The 15,427-nt window shown below is 71.5% G+C and carries 10 protein-coding genes; 1 reads left to right on the forward strand and 9 read right to left on the reverse strand.

Annotation, left to right across the window (positions count from 1 at the left end):
* Position 1: 1 nt before the first annotated feature.
* The 8 genes from ACZ63H_RS06310 to ACZ63H_RS06345 form a co-directional block, all read right to left on the reverse strand.
* Positions 2 to 4,282, reverse strand: coding sequence for a HAMP domain-containing protein (locus ACZ63H_RS06310; RefSeq protein ID WP_469862670.1), 4,281 nt, complete (start codon positions 4,280 to 4,282; stop codon positions 2 to 4).
* A gap of 495 nt (positions 4,283 to 4,777) precedes the next feature.
* Positions 4,778 to 6,427, reverse strand: a complete 1,650-nt coding sequence (locus ACZ63H_RS06315) for a dipeptide ABC transporter ATP-binding protein (protein ID WP_469862672.1) — start codon at positions 6,425 to 6,427, stop codon at positions 4,778 to 4,780.
* Positions 6,424 to 7,416 (reverse strand): ABC transporter permease, encoded by a 993-nt coding sequence (locus tag ACZ63H_RS06320; protein ID WP_469862674.1) that lies wholly within the window; start codon positions 7,414 to 7,416, stop codon positions 6,424 to 6,426. Before ACZ63H_RS06320 ends, ACZ63H_RS06315 begins: the two co-directional genes overlap by 4 nt.
* 11 nt (positions 7,417 to 7,427) lie before the next feature.
* A complete protein-coding gene (locus ACZ63H_RS06325; protein WP_469862676.1) occupies positions 7,428 to 9,203 on the reverse strand; it encodes an ABC transporter substrate-binding protein in 1,776 nt (591 codons plus the stop codon).
* A 70-nt stretch (positions 9,204 to 9,273) separates the two neighbouring features.
* Positions 9,274 to 10,200, reverse strand: a complete 927-nt coding sequence (locus tag ACZ63H_RS06330) for an ABC transporter permease (protein ID WP_469862678.1) — start codon at positions 10,198 to 10,200, stop codon at positions 9,274 to 9,276.
* Between the two features lie 214 nt (positions 10,201 to 10,414).
* Positions 10,415 to 11,317, reverse strand: a complete 903-nt coding sequence (locus tag ACZ63H_RS06335; protein WP_469862680.1) for a Rieske (2Fe-2S) protein — start codon at positions 11,315 to 11,317, stop codon at positions 10,415 to 10,417.
* A 132-nt stretch (positions 11,318 to 11,449) separates the two neighbouring features.
* Complete coding sequence (locus ACZ63H_RS06340) at positions 11,450 to 12,166, reverse strand: lytic polysaccharide monooxygenase (RefSeq protein WP_469862682.1); 717 nt, start codon at positions 12,164 to 12,166, stop codon at positions 11,450 to 11,452.
* A 257-nt stretch (positions 12,167 to 12,423) separates the two neighbouring features.
* The gene (locus ACZ63H_RS06345; RefSeq protein ID WP_469862684.1) at positions 12,424 to 13,110 is read right to left on the reverse strand and encodes a nitroreductase family protein; all 687 of its coding nucleotides are present in this window, start codon (positions 13,108 to 13,110) and stop codon (positions 12,424 to 12,426) included.
* A gap of 136 nt (positions 13,111 to 13,246) precedes the next feature.
* Between ACZ63H_RS06345 and ACZ63H_RS06350 the strand changes: the two genes are divergently transcribed.
* On the forward strand, positions 13,247 to 13,771 hold the full coding sequence (locus tag ACZ63H_RS06350; protein WP_469862686.1) for an Lrp/AsnC family transcriptional regulator: 525 nt from the start codon (positions 13,247 to 13,249) through the stop codon (positions 13,769 to 13,771).
* A 69-nt stretch (positions 13,772 to 13,840) separates the two neighbouring features.
* Here the strand turns inward: ACZ63H_RS06350 and ACZ63H_RS06355 are convergent, their stop codons facing one another.
* Entirely contained in the window at positions 13,841 to 15,367 is a 1,527-nt protein-coding gene (locus ACZ63H_RS06355; protein WP_469862687.1) for a glycosyl hydrolase family 18 protein, read from the reverse strand.
* Positions 15,368 to 15,427: the final 60 nt, after the last annotated feature.

The raw sequence follows: 15,427 nt of genomic DNA on the forward strand, positions 1-15,427 counted from the left end.
TTCACGCGGCCAGCCAGCGGCGGACGCAGGCGATGAGGTCGTGGGTGTCGACAGGCTTGGTGACGTAGTCGCTCGCGCCCGAGGCCAGGGACTTCTCCCGGTCGCCGGGCATCGCCTTGGCGGTGACGGCGATGATCGGCAGGTCGGCGTACTGCGGCAGCTTGCGGATCTCGGCGGTGGCCGTGTAGCCGTCCATCTCCGGCATCATCACGTCCATCAGCACCATCGCGATGTCGGGGTTGCCGAGCAGCGTGTCGATGCCCTTGCGCCCGTTCTCCGCGTGCAGCACCCGGAACCCGTACATCTCCAGGATCCCGCTCAGCGCGAACAGGTTGCGCGCGTCGTCGTCGACGACCAGGACCGTATGACCCCGGAAGCTGTCGTCGACCGGCGGGGCGAGGTCCTGCGGGTCGTCGCCCCGGACCAGGGACAGCACGTCCCCGGGCTCCTCGGCCGACAGGTGCAGCGCGATGCGCTCGCGCAGCTCGTCCAGGCTGGACAGGAACTCCAGCGCCCCGTCGTCCCGGTGCGAGCGCAGCGCCTCGTCCCGGGCCACCTCCGGCCTGCGGCCGCTGTGGACGAGCACCGGGACGCCCGCCAGGCCCGAGTCGCCCTGCAGGGCCTGCAGGAACCGGCCCGCCTCCCCGTCGGGCATGTCGAGGTCCAGTACGACGCAGTGGCACGGCTCGGCGGCCAGCGCGCCCGCCGCCTCCTGCGCCCCCACGGCGGTGATGACCTCCACCGCGGCCAGCGGGGAGCCGTCGTCGGGGCTGTGCCGGGCCACTTCGGCGACCACGCTCTCGGCGACCAGGGTCAGCAGCCCGCGCGACCGCTCCTCCACGACGAGCAGCCGGCGCGGCCGCTGCCGGGCAGGAAGGGCCTGCTGCGGTGCGACGGTCTCCTGGACGGCCGCATCGGCGGGGAGCAGCTCGGCCGCTTCCTTCGGCGCGGGCCGGCCGCTGCCGAGCAACTGCTCGAAGTCCGGCCGGGCCACCGGCAGGTACAGCGTGAACGTGCTGCCCCGGCCGGGCGTGCTGTCCACCGCCACGGCACCGCCGAGCAGGTGCGCGATCTCCCGGGTGATGGACAGGCCGAGGCCGGTCCCGCCGTACTTGCGGCTCGTGGTGCCGTCCGCCTGCTGGAACGCCCCGAAGATCGTCTCCAGGTGCTGCTCCGGGATGCCGATGCCGGTGTCCCGTACCCGGAACGCCACGACGGCACCGCCCCGCACGACGCCCTCCGGGACCTCCTCGTCGGCCGCCGGCTCGATGGCCAGCTCGACGCCGCCCTGTTCGGTGAACTTGACCGCGTTGGAGAGCAGGTTGCGCAGGATCTGCCGCAGCCGGGAGTCGTCGGTGAGCAGGTCGCCGGGCGCGCCCGGCGCGGTGCGGACGGCGAACTCCAGTCCCTTCTGGGACGTCATCGGCCGGAAGGTGGCCTCCACGTACTCGATCAGCTGGCGCAGCGGCACCCGCTCGGGGGCGACGTCCATCTTGCCGGCCTCGACCTTCGACAGGTCGAGGATGTCGTTGATCAGCTGGAGCAGGTCGCTGCCCGCCGAGTGGATGATCCCCGCGTACTCGACCTGCTTGGGGGTCAGGTTGCGCGACGGGTTCTGGGCCAGCAACTGGGCGAGGATCAGCAGGCTGTTGAGCGGGGTGCGCAGCTCGTGGCTCATGTTGGCCAGGAACTCCGACTTGTACTTCGAGGCCAGCGACAACTGCTGGGCGCGGGCCTCCAGTTCCTGCCGCGCCTGCTCGATCTGGAGGTTCTTCGCCTCGATGTCGCGGTTCTGCGACGCGAGCAGGGTGGCCTTCTCCTCCAGTTCGGCGTTGGAGCGCTGCAATTCGTCCTGCTGGGACTGCAGCTCGGCCGAGCGGGCCTGGAGTTCGGCGGTCAGCCGCTGGGACTCCTCCAGCAGCTCGTCGGTGCGGGCGTTCGCCACGATCGTGTTGAGGTTCACGCCGAGCGTCTCGCGCAGCTGTTCCAGGAAGTCCCGGTGGATGGGCGTGAAGGCGGCGACCGACGCCAGCTCGATGACACCGAGGACCTGGTCCTCGAACAGGATCGGCAGCAGGATCAGCGCGGTCGGGACCGTCTGGCCGAGCCCGGACGAGATGGTGACGTAGCCCGGCGGCAGCGCGTCCACGGTGATGGTACGGCGGCTGCGAGCGGCCTGGCCGACCAGCGAGCGGCCGACGGTGAAGCGGGCGGGCCGCTGGTCGTCGTCGGGCCTGCCGTACGAACCGACGAGCCGCAGCTCCGGGCCGCGGTCGCCGTCCTCGGAGAGGTAGAAGGCGCCGTACTGGGCCGCCACCAGCGGCGTCAGCTCCTCCATGATCAGCTCGGCCACCACCGGCAGCTCCCGGTGGCCCTGCATCAGGCCGGCGATGCGCGCCAGGTTGGTCTTGAGCCAGTCCTGTTCCTGGTTGGCCCGGGTGGTCTCGCGCAGCGACTCCACCATGGAGTTGATGTTGTCCTTCAGCTCGGCGACCTCGCCGGAGGCCTCCACCGTGATGGAGCGGGTCAGGTCGCCCTCGGCCACGGCGCTGGCGACCGCGCCGATCGCCCGCACCTGACGGGTCAGGTTGCCGGCCAGCTCGTTGACGTTCTCCGTGAGCCGCTTCCAGGTGCCCGAGACGCCCTCCACCTCGGCCTGGCCGCCGAGACGTCCTTCGGTGCCGACCTCGCGGGCGACGCGGGTGACCTCGTCGGCGAAGGCGGAGAGCTGGTCGACCATCGTGTTGATGGTCGTCTTCAGCTCCAGGATCTCGCCGCGGGCGTCCACGTCGATCTTCTTCGACAGGTCACCCCGGGCCACCGCGGTCGTGACCAGCGCGATGTTGCGCACCTGGCCGGTCAGGTTGTTGGCCATGGAGTTGACGTTGTCGGTGAGGTCCTTCCAGGTGCCCGCCACGTTCGGCACATGGGCCTGGCCGCCGAGGCGTCCTTCGGTGCCGACCTCGCGGGCGACGCGGGTGACCTCGTCGGCGAACGCCGAGAGCGTGTCGACCATCGTGTTGATCACATCGGCCAGCGCGGCGACCTCGCCCTTCGCCTCGACCGTGATCTTGCGGGACAGGTCGCCGCGGGCCACGGCGGTGGCGACCTGGGCGATGGAGCGGACCTGACCCGTCAGGTTCGACGCCATCACGTTCACGTTGTCGGTGAGGGCCTTCCAGGTGCCCGAGACGCCCTTGACGTCGGCCTGGCCGCCGAGGCGTCCCTCGGTGCCGACCTCGCGGGCGACGCGGGTGACCTCGTCGGCGAAGGCGGAGAGCTGGTCGACCATCGTGTTGATGGTGTTCTTGAGTTCCAGGATCTCGCCGCGGGCGTCGACGGTGATCTTCTGTGAGAGGTCGCCCTTGGCCACCGCGGTCGCCACCTGGGCGACGTTGCGGACCTGGCTGGTGAGGTTGCCCGCCATGAAGTTGACGGAGTCGGTCAGGTCCCGCCACGTGCCCTTGACGCCCTTGACGTCGGCCTGGCCGCCGAGGCGTCCTTCGGTGCCGACCTCGCGGGCGACGCGGGTGACCTCGTCGGCGAAGGCGGAGAGCTGGTCGACCATCGTGTTGATGGTGTTCTTGAGTTCCAGGATCTCGCCGCGGGCGTCGACGGTGATCTTCTGTGAGAGGTCGCCCTTGGCCACCGCCGTCGTCACCTGGGCGACGTTGCGGACCTGGCTGGTGAGGTTGCCCGCCATGAAGTTGACGGAGTCGGTCAGGTCCCGCCACACGCCGGCGACCCCCGGCACCTTCGCCTGGCCGCCGAGGCGTCCTTCGGTGCCGACCTCGCGGGCGACGCGGGTGACCTCGTCGGCGAACGCGGAGAGCTGGTCCACCATCGTGTTGACGGTGTTCTTCAGCTGGAGGATCTCGCCGCGCGCGGGCACGTCGATCTTCTGCGACAGGTCGCCCTTGGCCACCGCCGTGGCCACCTGGGCGATGTCACGGACCTGGGTGGTCAGATTCCCGGCCATGGCGTTGACCGAGTCGGTGAGGTCGGCCCAGGTCCCGGAGACCCCGGGCACCTCCGCCTGCCCGCCGAGCGTCCCCTCGGTGCCCACCTCCCGGGCCACCCGGGTGACCTCGGAGGTGAACACCGACAACTGATCGACCATGCCGTTGAACACGGTCGCGATGTCGCCCATGAGACCGTGGGCGTCCTCCGGAAGGCGCGTGCCGAAGTCGCCGTCGCGCACGGCGGTCAGGCCCGCCAGAAGCTGTCTCAGCTCCTGGTCGCCCGGCGCGGCGTCGACGGTCTCGGACTTGTCGCTGGTCATGCGCAACCTCGCCCCGCTCCCCAGGGGCCCCCGGCGGTGAGGACCCGAACACCCCGGGGGCCCGCAAGGGCCCCCGACGCTGTGCATTTCCGCACTTCACGGAACTGCATGATGAGAAAATACGCCGCAGGCTAACCCACTCCGACCCCGCCGCACAAAACCTCCCCCGTCGCGCCCCCGGGCACACCGCCGCCGGGGGGCGGACGGGGCCGCGACGGCGGGTTCGGGGGCGCCCGCACGCGAAGACGAAGGTGTGGCCGAGGGGCGGCTCACGGTGACCCGTCCGGACGAGCCGGCGCCCGACGCGCCTCCCGTGAGGTGGGTGATCAGCGGTGTCGCGGCCACCGCGACGGCTGCGCCGGCCGGGGCGGCGCCCGCGATCAGGCCGCCCTTCTTCCGCACCGGCTTCTCCGGGAGGCCGGGGACGGCCCGGGCCCGGTCGGCGAGTGCGTCAAAGGTCCTTCTCTTCATCGAGGACCGGATGCGGGGACGCGCTCACAGGACCGAGGCCAGCAGTTCCTTTGTATAAGGAGCGCTCGGTGTGTCGAAGACCGTGTCGCGCGGCCCCGTCTCGACCAGCTCGCCGTCCTTCAGGACCGCAATCCGGTCGCAGAAGTGCCGCACCACCGCCAGGTCGTGGGAGATGAACAGCAGCGAGAGGCCGAGGTCCTCGCGCAGGTCCATGAGGAGGTTCAGGACCTGTGCCTGGACGGACACGTCCAGCGCGGAGACCGGTTCGTCCGCGATGACCAGGCGCGGCCGGACGGCCAGCGCCCGGGCGATGCCGATGCGTTGGCGCTGGCCGCCGGAGAACTCGTGCGGGTGGCGGGAGAGGTGCGACGCGGACAGGCCCACCTGTTCCAGCAGCTCCGCCGCCCTCTTCCGCCGCTGCGCCGCGTCCAGGTCCGTGTGCACGCGCAGGGGGGTCGTGACGATCTGCTCCACCGTTCGGCGCGGGTTCAGCGAGGCGTAGGGGTCCTGGAAGACCAGCTGGACGTCCCGGCTCAGCTCCCGGCGCAGCCGCGCGTCCGTCGCCGCCCCGGAGACGTCCCGGCCGTCGAAGCGGACCTCCCCGCTCGTGGGCCGGCGCAGACCGGCCAGGACCCGTGCGATCGTGGACTTGCCCGAACCGGACTCGCCGACCAGGCCCAGGGTCTCGCCACGGGCCACGCGCAGGCTCACGCCGTTCACCGCGGTGTGCGGGCGGGCGCGGCGACGGCCCGGGTAGTCCACGCGGAGATCGCGCAGTTCGGCCAGGACGCCGGGGGCGGGGTCCGTGCGGGCGCGGACCCGCGTGCGGGGCCCGGGCTCCGGGTCCTCGACCGTGGGCAGGCGGCTGCCGGGCGGGGTGCTCAGGGTGGGGGCCGCCCGGACCAGCGCCCGGGTGTAGGGGTGGGCGGCGGAGGTCAGCAGGCGCGTCGTCGGACCCTCCTCCAGGGCCTCGCCGTCGCGCAGGACCAGCATGCGGTGGCAGGTCGCCGCCACCACGCCCACGTCGTGGGTGATCAGCAGCATGGCCGTACCCGTCTCCGCCTGGAGGCCGGTGATCAGGTCGAGGACCTGGCGCTGGACCCTGGCGTCCAGTGCGGTGGTCGGCTCGTCGGCGATCAGCACGTCCGGGTCGTTGACCAGCGCCATGGCGATGACCACCCGTTGGCGCATGCCGCCCGAGAGGTGGTGGGGGTGGTCGACGGCGCGGGCGGCCGGGATGCCCACCCGCTCCAGCATCGCCGCAGCCCGCTCCCGCGCCGCCTTGCGGCCCGCCTCCGGGTGGTGCACGCGGTACGCCTCGGCGATCTGCGCGCCGACGGTGTGGTATGGCGACAGTGCGTCCAGGGCGTCCTGGAAGACCATGGCGACCCTGGCGCCGCGGATCCGCTTCAGCGTCTTCTCCGGCGCGCCCACCAACTCCGGCCCGTCGACGCCCAGCCGGATGCTCCCCTCGACCCGGGTGCGCGCCGGGTCGTGGAGGCCCAGGGCCGCGAGACCGATCGTGGACTTGCCCGAGCCCGACTCCCCGACGAGCCCCAGCACCTCGCCCGGGGCCACGTCGAAGGAGACGCCCCGGACGGCCGGCACCGGGCCGCGCGCCGTGCTGAAGGTGACCGCGACATCGCGGACGGACAGGGCGGTATGCCTGCTCATGCGAGCCTCACTCGGGGATCCAGCCAGGCCACCACCGCATCGGCGACGGCCACGAACACGACGACGAAGAACGCGGCCAGGAGCACGGTGCCGACGACCGTGGGCAGGTCGTTGCCATTGACCGCGTCGACGGCCAGCTTGCCGACGCCGCCGAGGCCGAACACGGTCTCCGTGATGAACGCCCCGCCGAACAGCGCCCCGACCTCCAGGCCGAGCAGCTGCACCAGCGGGCCGGCCGCTCCGCGCGCGGTGTACTTTAGGTGGGCGCGCAGGGTGCCCAGGCCCTTCGCGCGGGCCGTGCGCACATACCCGTGGTGCATGGTCTCCAGCAGCTGCGAGCGGGTGAGGCGGGCGAAGACGGCCGCGTTGACGAAGCCGAGCACCAGCCACGGCAGGAGCAGCCCCAGCGCCCACTGGCCGGGGTGGGCGGCGAAGGGGACGTAGCGGGGGAGCGGGACCAGGCCCGTGGAGTAGACGAGCAGGAACTGGAGCACGTAGCCGAGGAAGTAGATCTGGACGCTCGCGCCCAGCAGGTTGAAGCCGGACAGCAGCCGGTCCGTCGCCCTGCCCCGGCGCAGTGCCGCCGCCAGGCCCGAGCCGACCCCGAGGACGAGGATCACGGCGAGGGCGCCGGCCGCGAGGGAGACGGTCACCGGCATGCGGTCCCCGATGGCGGCGAGGACGGGCTGGTGGAGGGTGTACGAGTAGCCGAGGCAGGGGGCGGGGCAGGGGATCGGGGAGCCGTCGACGTCCGCGACGGTGCGGCCGGTCACGATCCCGCCGATGTAGTCGAGGAACTGGGAGACGATCGGCCGGTCCAGCCCCATGCTCGCGCGGACGGCCTCGACCTGCGCGGTGTCGCACTTGGGGCCGCAGGCGATCAGGGCCGGGTCGGACGGGGCGGCGTAGAAGAGCGCGAAGGCCAGGGCGGTGATCGCGAGCAGCACCGCCACGGCCTGCACGGCCCTCCGGAGGAGGTATCGGGTCATGGTCGCGGGGGTCAGCCGTTCTTGACGTACAGGTCGGCCACGGCCGTGGCGCCGTAGATCGGGTGGATGGCGGCCCCGCCGACGTCCTTGCCGCGGAACTGGGAGACGCTGTTGTACAGGAAGGGCACCACGGGGACGTCCTTCATGACGGTCTGCTCCAGGTCGATGAGTTCCGCGGCCTTCTTCCGCGCGTCACCGATCCTCGCGATGCGGGCCAGTTCCCCGTCCACCCGCGGGTTGGCGTAGCGGACGGAGTTGGACAGCGGGTCGAGGTGGCTCTCGAAGCTGTCGGGGAGCAGGGTCGACGGGGTCGGCCAGTCGACGGAGTTGCCCGACAGCCACAGGTCGTACGGGGCGTCGTTGCGGAACACCTGGTCGTAGAACGCGGCGGGCTGGAGGCCCTTCACCACCAGTTCGACGCCGATCTTGGCGAAGGCGTCGGCGAGGACCCGGGCGACCTGGTCGTCCTGGGCGCTGTCGACGGCGTACGCGTACGTCAGCTTGGTGACCTTCTTCTTCGCCCGGGCCAGGTGCTGCCTGGCCTTGGCGATGTCACCGTTGGGGGCGACGGGGTAGAGGTCGTACTTCTTCCAGCCGACGACGGCCGGGGAGGACAGCGTGGTCGCGAAGTCGCCGGCGTGCCGCCCGCCCAGGACCTGGCGGGCCTGCCGGCGGGGGAAGACGTAGTGGATGGCCTTGCGGACCTCGGGGTCGGAGACACGGTCGTTCTTGATGTACAGGTCCGTGGTGTAGGCGCCCTGGCTGCCGGAGACGACCAGTTTCCGCTGGGCGGGGTCGCGTTCGACCGTGGAGATCAGCTCCGGCGGCAGCGTGCCCTTGGTGGTCAGGGTGGTCGGGCCCGCACCCCGGCCGCTGAACACCTCCTGGGCGGTGTTGAGGTTCGCCTTGCCGAAGGTGAACTCGAAGCGGTCCGGGTAGGCGTGCCGGATCGGGTCGGTGGCCGGCTTCCAGTGCGGGTTGCGCTCCAGGGTGAGGCTCTTGTTCTGCTTGTGCTCGACGATGCGGTACGGCCCGGTGGCGAAGGGCTTCACGTCGTAGCCGGTGCCCGTGTCCTTGTCCTCGCGGACCGGCGAGGAGGAGGACTGGGCGGCCATGTACGGCACGTCGGACTGCGGCTCGGGGAAGTGGAAGACGACGGTCTTGTCGTCGGGCGTCTCGATGGCTTCGAGGTCGCCGTCCTTCTTGGGCCCGCCGTACTTCTTCACCGCCTCGGTGCGGTCCTTGGAGCCGGTGAGCCACTCGGGCCAGTAGGTGGGGCCGGCCTCGAATCCGGGGGCGAAGGTGCGCTCGATGCCGTACTTGACCTGCCGCGCGGTGACGGGCTTGCCGTCCTCCCAGGCGATGCCGTCCTTCAGGTGGTACGTCCACGTCCGGCCGCCGTCGGAAGGGGTGCCGGTGTCGGTGGCGAGGTCGCCGACCAGCCGGGGCCTGCCGTCGACGATCTGATACTGCGTCAGCTGTCTGCCCCACAGCAGCGAGGTGCTGTATCCCTCGCCGGCGTAGATCTTCTGCGGGTCGAGGTGGCTGTAGTCGACCGGGTTGGCGACGGTGAGGGTGCCGCCCTCGCGGGCGCCGGCGATCGCCGGGGCGGGACCCCGGCTGTCCTCGGCGGTGCCGAGGGTGGCGGTCAGCCGCCGGCCGCTCCCGGCCGCGGTGCTGTTCCCGTCCCGGTCCGTGCCCGCGCCCGCGGAGCAGGAGCACAGCAGCAGGGCGGCGGCGGTGGCGAGAGCCGGGACGGCTGCGGTGCGCGGGGTGACTGCGGGCATGACGAACTCCGTTGTGTGGTGCGGGTGGTGCCGGATGGGGGTGGGTGGGGGTGGGTGGGGGTGCGAGGGCTCAGCGGACGGTGTGCGGGTCGAGGGCGTCCCGCACGGCGTCGCCGAGGAGGTTGAAGGCGAGGACGAAGACGAGGAGGGAGGCGCCGGGGAAGACCATGTAGGTGGGGTCGTCGTAGAAGACCTCCGAGCCCCGGGAGATCATGCGGCCCCAGTCGGGGATGGGTTCGTTGATGCCGACGCCCAGGAAGGACAGTGCGGCTTCGGTGGTGACGATCGCGGGCACGGTGAGGGTGATGTGCACCAGGACCGGCGCCCACACGTTCGGCAGCAGCTCCCGGAAGACGATGTGCCGCCGGCTCGCGCCGAGGGCCCGGGCCGCCTCCACGAACTCGCGCTCGCGCAGGGAGCGTACGACCGTGCGCAGCACCATGGCGAGCGGCACCCAGCCGAAGGCGGAGAAGACGAGGATGAGCACGGTGAACTGCATCCAGGCGGGTTCGCTCTCGTCGGGCCCCACGAAGCGGGTCTGGACGACCGGGCCGAGCGTGAGCAGGAGCAGCAGGGCCGGGAAGGCGAGCAGGACGTTGCAGACGAAGGTGAACGCCCGGTCGACGAGGCCGCTGAGGTAGCCCACGGTCACGCCGACCACCACGCCGATGACGGCGACGACGGCGGTCGAGGCGAAGGCGATCAGCAAAGAGGTGCGGATGCCGTAGAGGAGCTGGGCGAGGACGTCACGGCCGAGTCCGGGCTCGACGCCGAACCAGTGCTCGGCGGAAATGCCGCCGTTGGGCAGGACGGGCAGGCCCTCCGGACTCAGCAGGCCGGCCTTGTCCTGGCCGTAGTGCTCGGTGGGGTTCTTGCCGTAGACGGCGGTGAGCAGGGGCGCGGTGACGGCGAGGACCGTGAACAACCCGACGACGGCGAGCGAGACGATCCCGACCCGATCGCGCCGGAACACCTGTGCCACCGATACCGCTGCCATGCCGCCGTACTCCCGAGCTGGATCATTCCGGGAAGCGGTGTTGCCTCTCCGGATATCGGACATTAGATCCGAAGATCGTTATGCCTGCAAGGGAGTGGAATCGAAGGTGAAGCGGTTAGATGGCCTGGGATTGCAAGAATGTTGCGGCGTTCATGTTGTCGAAATAAAAATGCTCCCAATTCGCCGCGAATCGCTTGTGCAGGGGTGAGCGGTGTCACTCGTGGGGGAGTCGGCCCGGTTCCCGCAGGCGCACCTCGAGATGGCCGTGGAGGACGCGCGTGTCGAAGACGGGCTGGGGGGAGGTGGCCGGGCCGCGTACGTTCCAGCCGTCCGCGAGGCGGAAGACGCTGCCGTGCCAGGGGCACTGGACGCATCCGTCGGCGACGGTGCCCTCGGACAGCGGCCCCGCGAGGTGGCTGCAGCGGTCGGCCAGCACGTGGAAGGTCCCGTCGTCTTCACGGACGACCAGGACCGGGACGTCGTCCACGCTGCGCCGCGCCGTCCGGCCGGCCGGGAACCCGGTCACGGGCCCGATCCGGTGCCAGCCCTCCGGGACGACCTGCGGGACCTCCTCCGCGTGGTTGGCGCCCGCGGCCTGCCGGTAGGCGAGGTGGCCGCCGAGCAGACCACCGGTCGCCACGGCCGTCAGCCCCAGGAAGCCGAGGCCTCGGCCGGCCGTCGTGCGGCCCTTGACGCGGCAGACGAGCGAGGCGGCGTACAGTCCGACGGCCGCCGTGTTGGCCAGCGCGTGCACCAGGCCGACGCGCTGCTGGCGGGGATGCAGTTCCGCCCAGTCGACGGCTCCGGCCAGTGCGGCCGGGGCGGCGGCGGTCAGTCCCACGGCGATCAGCGAGCCCGCCTCCCGCGCACGGCCCGGGCACAGGTCCAGCACCGCGGCCGACAGCCAGCTGCCGACCGGCACCTGTACCAGCAGCGGATGCACCGGGTGGCCCAGCCACCTGCCGTGCAGCAGGTCCCGGCCACCGCGCAGCGGCAGGGCCCGCACACCCCGGCTGAGCACGTCGATCACCGCGTCGCCACGCGGCTGCCGTTCGAGACTGTCCAGGAGCCGCGGAACCGTGTCCCGCCGCATCCGGCGGGGTGGTGTTGTCCTCATGAGTGGCTGGGTCCCCAGCCGCGCAGGCCGCAAACGGGCCGCACGGGTGGGCCGGCCGCCCTGGGCCCCGGTCCGGCCGGGGCGGGCCGGCGGCCCCCCGAGGGGAGCGCGCCGGCCCGCCGGGAGCACGCTCTAGCAGGCCCCGAGGTCCTCCCAGACGCCCCACTGCCCGGTGGTGCCGGGCTTGTCGCCGGACACCCACCACTTGGCGCGCCAGGTGTGGCCGCCGTAGGAGACGGTGTCGCCGCCGTTGTAGACGCGCGTGGCGTCCCAGGCCGGCACCGCGCAGGTGTCCCCGCCGCCGTTGCCACCGCCGGTGCCGCCGTCGCCGCCCCCGCCGATGTTGACGTCGACGCAGGAGTAGAAGGCGTTGGCGGTGTCCGCGATGTTCCAGACGGCCAGCACCTTCTGGCGGCCGGTGAAGCCGCTGAAGCTCACCTGCTGGCTGACGTCCGCGGCCGGCTGCTGGTTGCGGCCGTCGAACTCGGCGATCTTCTGGCCGCCGATGAAGTACTGCCAGTTGGTGGTGGCGTGGCGGGCGGTGTTGTGCCAGGTGAACGTCGCCGTGGTGCCGACCGCGGTGGCCTTCCAGCCCTTGCTGTCGTCGTCGAGTTCGGCGTACTCCGCGTGCCCGCCACTGCAGCTGCGCAGGCCCTTCGGTCCTTCGACGCTCTGCGGTTCGTACTTGATCTGACCGCAGGCGACGACGCCCTCGGCGCACTGCTGCTGCCGGCTCGTGGGCGCGGTCACCCAGCCGTGGGCGCTGGCCGTGCTCGCCGGGAGGCTGACGGCGAGCACCGGAGCGACCAGTGCGCCGATCGTGAGAGCCGCTCGTCTTTTCGTGTTCATGCCGTGCCACTTCCTTCGATGTGTGTGTCGATGCCGTCGCCTGGGGGAGCCGGCCATGTCGGCCATGTCGGCTGCGCCGGCCCCGCGGCGGGCGCGGTCCGCCGGACGCGCCTGCGCCATGCGCCGTGAGCGGAGGCCGAATTTGGTCTGGACCTTTCGCTCGTTAGGTCTAGACCATAGCCGCGGACCGGGCTCGGTCAAGGGGTCGGACAGGATGAACTTTCCCCCGCGGGAACGTCGTTCGGCACGGCACCGGTTCAGTGCGGGCGCGGGCTCTCGACGGTCGCCTCCTCGAGCGACTTGCGGGTCAGGTCCGGGACCTCGCAGTCGGGCGCGGCGTAGCCGATGGGGAAGAGGATGTAGGGCCGTTCGTTGCCGGGGCGTTCGCAGATCTCGGTGAGGAAGCCCATCGGGTTGGGCGTGTGCGTCAGGGTGCTCAGTCCCATCGCGTGCAACGCGGCGATGAAGAAGCCGCACGCGATGCCCACGCTCTCGTTCACGTAGTAGTTCTTGCGCAGCGAACCGTCCGGCATCGCGGTGCTCTTCTCGGCGAAGCAGACCACGATCCACGGCACGACGTCGAGGTACCCCTTGTCGGCGCTCGTCTCCAGGGGCGCGAGCGCGGCCCGCCACTCGGGCGGGAGCCGTCCGCCCTCGTAGTTGACCCTCTCCTCCTCCTCGGCGGCGACCCGGATGCGGTGCCTGGTCTCGGCGTCGCCGATCACGGCGAACTTCCAGGGCTGGTGGTGGGCCCCGGAGGGGGCGGTGTTCGCCGCGGCGATGGCGAGGTCGACGCACGCGCGCGGGACCGGCTCGTCGCTGAAGAAACGCACGCTGCGCCGGCGGTCGAGGAACGACACGAAGTCCTTCCCCCGCCGGACCGTCTCGGCTTCGTCATACCGTTCGGGCCGGTAGGGGACGAACGGGTGGGTGTGCTGCCTCACGACTGCTCCTCGTGGACGGGGAGCCCACAGCGTGGGACATCGGCAGTCGAATAGGCAACAGATGCTTGATCGCGTTGCTAATCTGGCAAAGAACGAGGCGCGAAGGTGTCTCCCGGCTGGCAGATCGGCAGGTACGGTGGCACGACAGGGACTCGACCCGCTCGACGGCCGGATGCTGCGCCTGCTCCGGGAGCGCCCGCGTGAGGGCCTGCTGGAGATCGCCCGCCAACTCGGCGTCGCCCGCGGCACGTTGCAGGCCCGGCTCGACCGGCTGACCGGCGCGGGCGTGGTGACCGGCTACGGACCGGACGTGGACGTCGCCGCACTCGGTCATGTGGTCGAGGCGTTCACCACGTTCGAGGTGGAGCAGTCGGCCCGCGCGGCCATCACCGCGCGCCTGCGGGCCGTGCCGCAGATCCTGGAGGCCCGCATCGTGACGGGCCCCGGTGACATCTGGTGCCGCATCGCGGGCACGACCAACCAGCACGTGCAACAGGTGATCGACCAGGTCCTCGAGGTCCCGGGCGTGCGCCGCAGTACGACGGTCATCGCCCTGAGCGCCGTCATCCCCTACCGGGTCCAGCCTCTGGTCGACGAACTGGCCGGCCTGACGGGCGACTCGGACGCGCGACAGGCGCCCCGCGCCGGGACCACCCCGTAGGTGATCCCGGCGGATCAGGCCTGCCGTTCACCTGCCGTCCGGGCATGCCCGGACGGCAGGTGGCGCGGTTCAGCAGGCGCCGAGGTCCTGCCAGACGCCCCACTGGCCGGTGCTGCCGGGCTCCTCGCCCGTCGTCCACCACTTGGCCTTCCAGGTGTGACCCTTGTACGAGACCTGCTGGCCGCCGGTGTACACCGCGTCCTTGGCCCACGGGGCGGCCGTGCACTGGCTGCCGGAGCCGCCGGTGACGGTCAGGGCGTACGACGCCGAGTGGCTGCCCGAGGCGCCCGCGCCGGTCACGGTGACCGTGTACGTGCCCGACGCCGCGGCCGAGGTCGTGGCCAGGGTGAGCGTGGAGGAGCCGCCCGCGGTGACCGACGACGGGCTGAGGGAGGCGGTGACACCCGCCGGGGCCCCGCTGACGCTCAGCTTCACGTCCTGGGCCTCGCCCTTCGTCACGGCCGTCTTCACCGTGGCCGTCGCGGTCTGGCCGGCCGTCACGGACCCGGAGGCCGGGCTGAGCGCCACCGAGAAGTCGTTGGCCGGGTTGGTGGGCCCGCCGCCGGTGAACGGCGCGAAGATGCGCGTGAAGTCCCAGGTGTTCTGCTCGATGCCCGAGCAGTTGTCCGCGGCCGCCCCGCCCGGGCAGCCGCCGTTGTCCCGCTGCAACGCCCAGAACGACAGGGTGTTGATGCCCTTGGCGACCGCCCAGTCGTACACGGTCCGGGCGTTGGCCAGGGTGAAGGTCTCGGCCTTGCCGAAGTCGTCGACGCCCGGCATCTCGGTGACGCCGATCATGTTCCACAACTGGGCCGGGGTCTTGCTCGGGTACAGCCCGGCCAGCAGGTCGTACAGGCCCTGGGCGGCGGTCTGGGTGTCCTTCGCCATGTCGTGGGGCTGGTTGTCGTAGTAGTCGAACGTCATCAGGTTCACGACGTCGACCCGGGTGCCGTTCTTCACCGCGTTGCGCAGCAGCGCCGCGCCGTTGTCCGCGGGGCCGTGCGTGGTGGTCGGCAGGGTGTAGGAGATCTCCACCTTGCGCCCGTTGGCCGCCGCCCAGTCCTGGACCAGCTTGATGGCCTTGTTGCGGCGGTCGATGCCGGCGGCGTTGTCGAGGGAGTCCACCTCGATGTCCATGTCGAGCCGCGAGATGTCGTAGGTGGTGATGACCTTCTCGTACGCGGCGGCGATCTGCTGGACGTCGGTGCAGCTGTCGGCGATCTCGGTGCCGGTGGTGTCGGCCGTGTATCCCCCGAAGGAGGGGATGACGTCGCCGCCGGCCGCCTGGATCGTCTTGATGTCGGCGCCGAAGGTGGAGGCGGCGATCGGCATGCTCGTGTCGCCGTTCCAGTACGGCGTGCAGGAGCCCTTCGTGGCCGTCTGGAGGAACGCCATCGTCAGGTGCTTGGCGCCCGACTGGGCGGACAGGGCGGCGGGGCTGTCGCCGGTCCAGGCCTCGAAGTAGGGGGCGAAGACGTGGTTCGGCAGGGGTGTCGCGGCTTCGGCGGTGCCGGTTCCCGTGAGGGCGAGGCCCACCGCGGCCGCCGTGGTGGCGGCCGCGGTGAGGGCCGCGCGGAAGGAACGCACGAGTCTCATGTCAGTCCCGGTGTGTGGAGGGGGTGGCCAAAGTTTCCGAGCGGGGAGGGTGTTGCCGAC

Source organism: Streptomyces sp. NPDC104831 (assembly GCF_055583025.1).

Bases quoted from the DNA above. Each gene is read 5' to 3' on its own strand.
- ACZ63H_RS06310 (WP_469862670.1), bottom strand. From the start codon at position 4,282: ATGACCAGCGACAAGTCCGAGACCGTCGACGCCGCGCCGGGCGACCAG.
- ACZ63H_RS06315 (WP_469862672.1), bottom strand. From the start codon at position 6,427: ATGAGCAGGCATACCGCCCTGTCCGTCCGCGATGTCGCGGTCACCTTC.
- ACZ63H_RS06320 (WP_469862674.1), bottom strand. From the start codon at position 7,416: ATGACCCGATACCTCCTCCGGAGGGCCGTGCAGGCCGTGGCGGTGCTG.
- ACZ63H_RS06325 (WP_469862676.1), bottom strand. From the start codon at position 9,203: ATGCCCGCAGTCACCCCGCGCACCGCAGCCGTCCCGGCTCTCGCCACC.
- ACZ63H_RS06330 (WP_469862678.1), bottom strand. From the start codon at position 10,200: ATGGCAGCGGTATCGGTGGCACAGGTGTTCCGGCGCGATCGGGTCGGG.
- ACZ63H_RS06335 (WP_469862680.1), bottom strand. From the start codon at position 11,317: ATGAGGACAACACCACCCCGCCGGATGCGGCGGGACACGGTTCCGCGG.
- ACZ63H_RS06340 (WP_469862682.1), bottom strand. From the start codon at position 12,166: ATGAACACGAAAAGACGAGCGGCTCTCACGATCGGCGCACTGGTCGCT.
- ACZ63H_RS06355 (WP_469862687.1), bottom strand. From the start codon at position 15,367: ATGAGACTCGTGCGTTCCTTCCGCGCGGCCCTCACCGCGGCCGCCACC.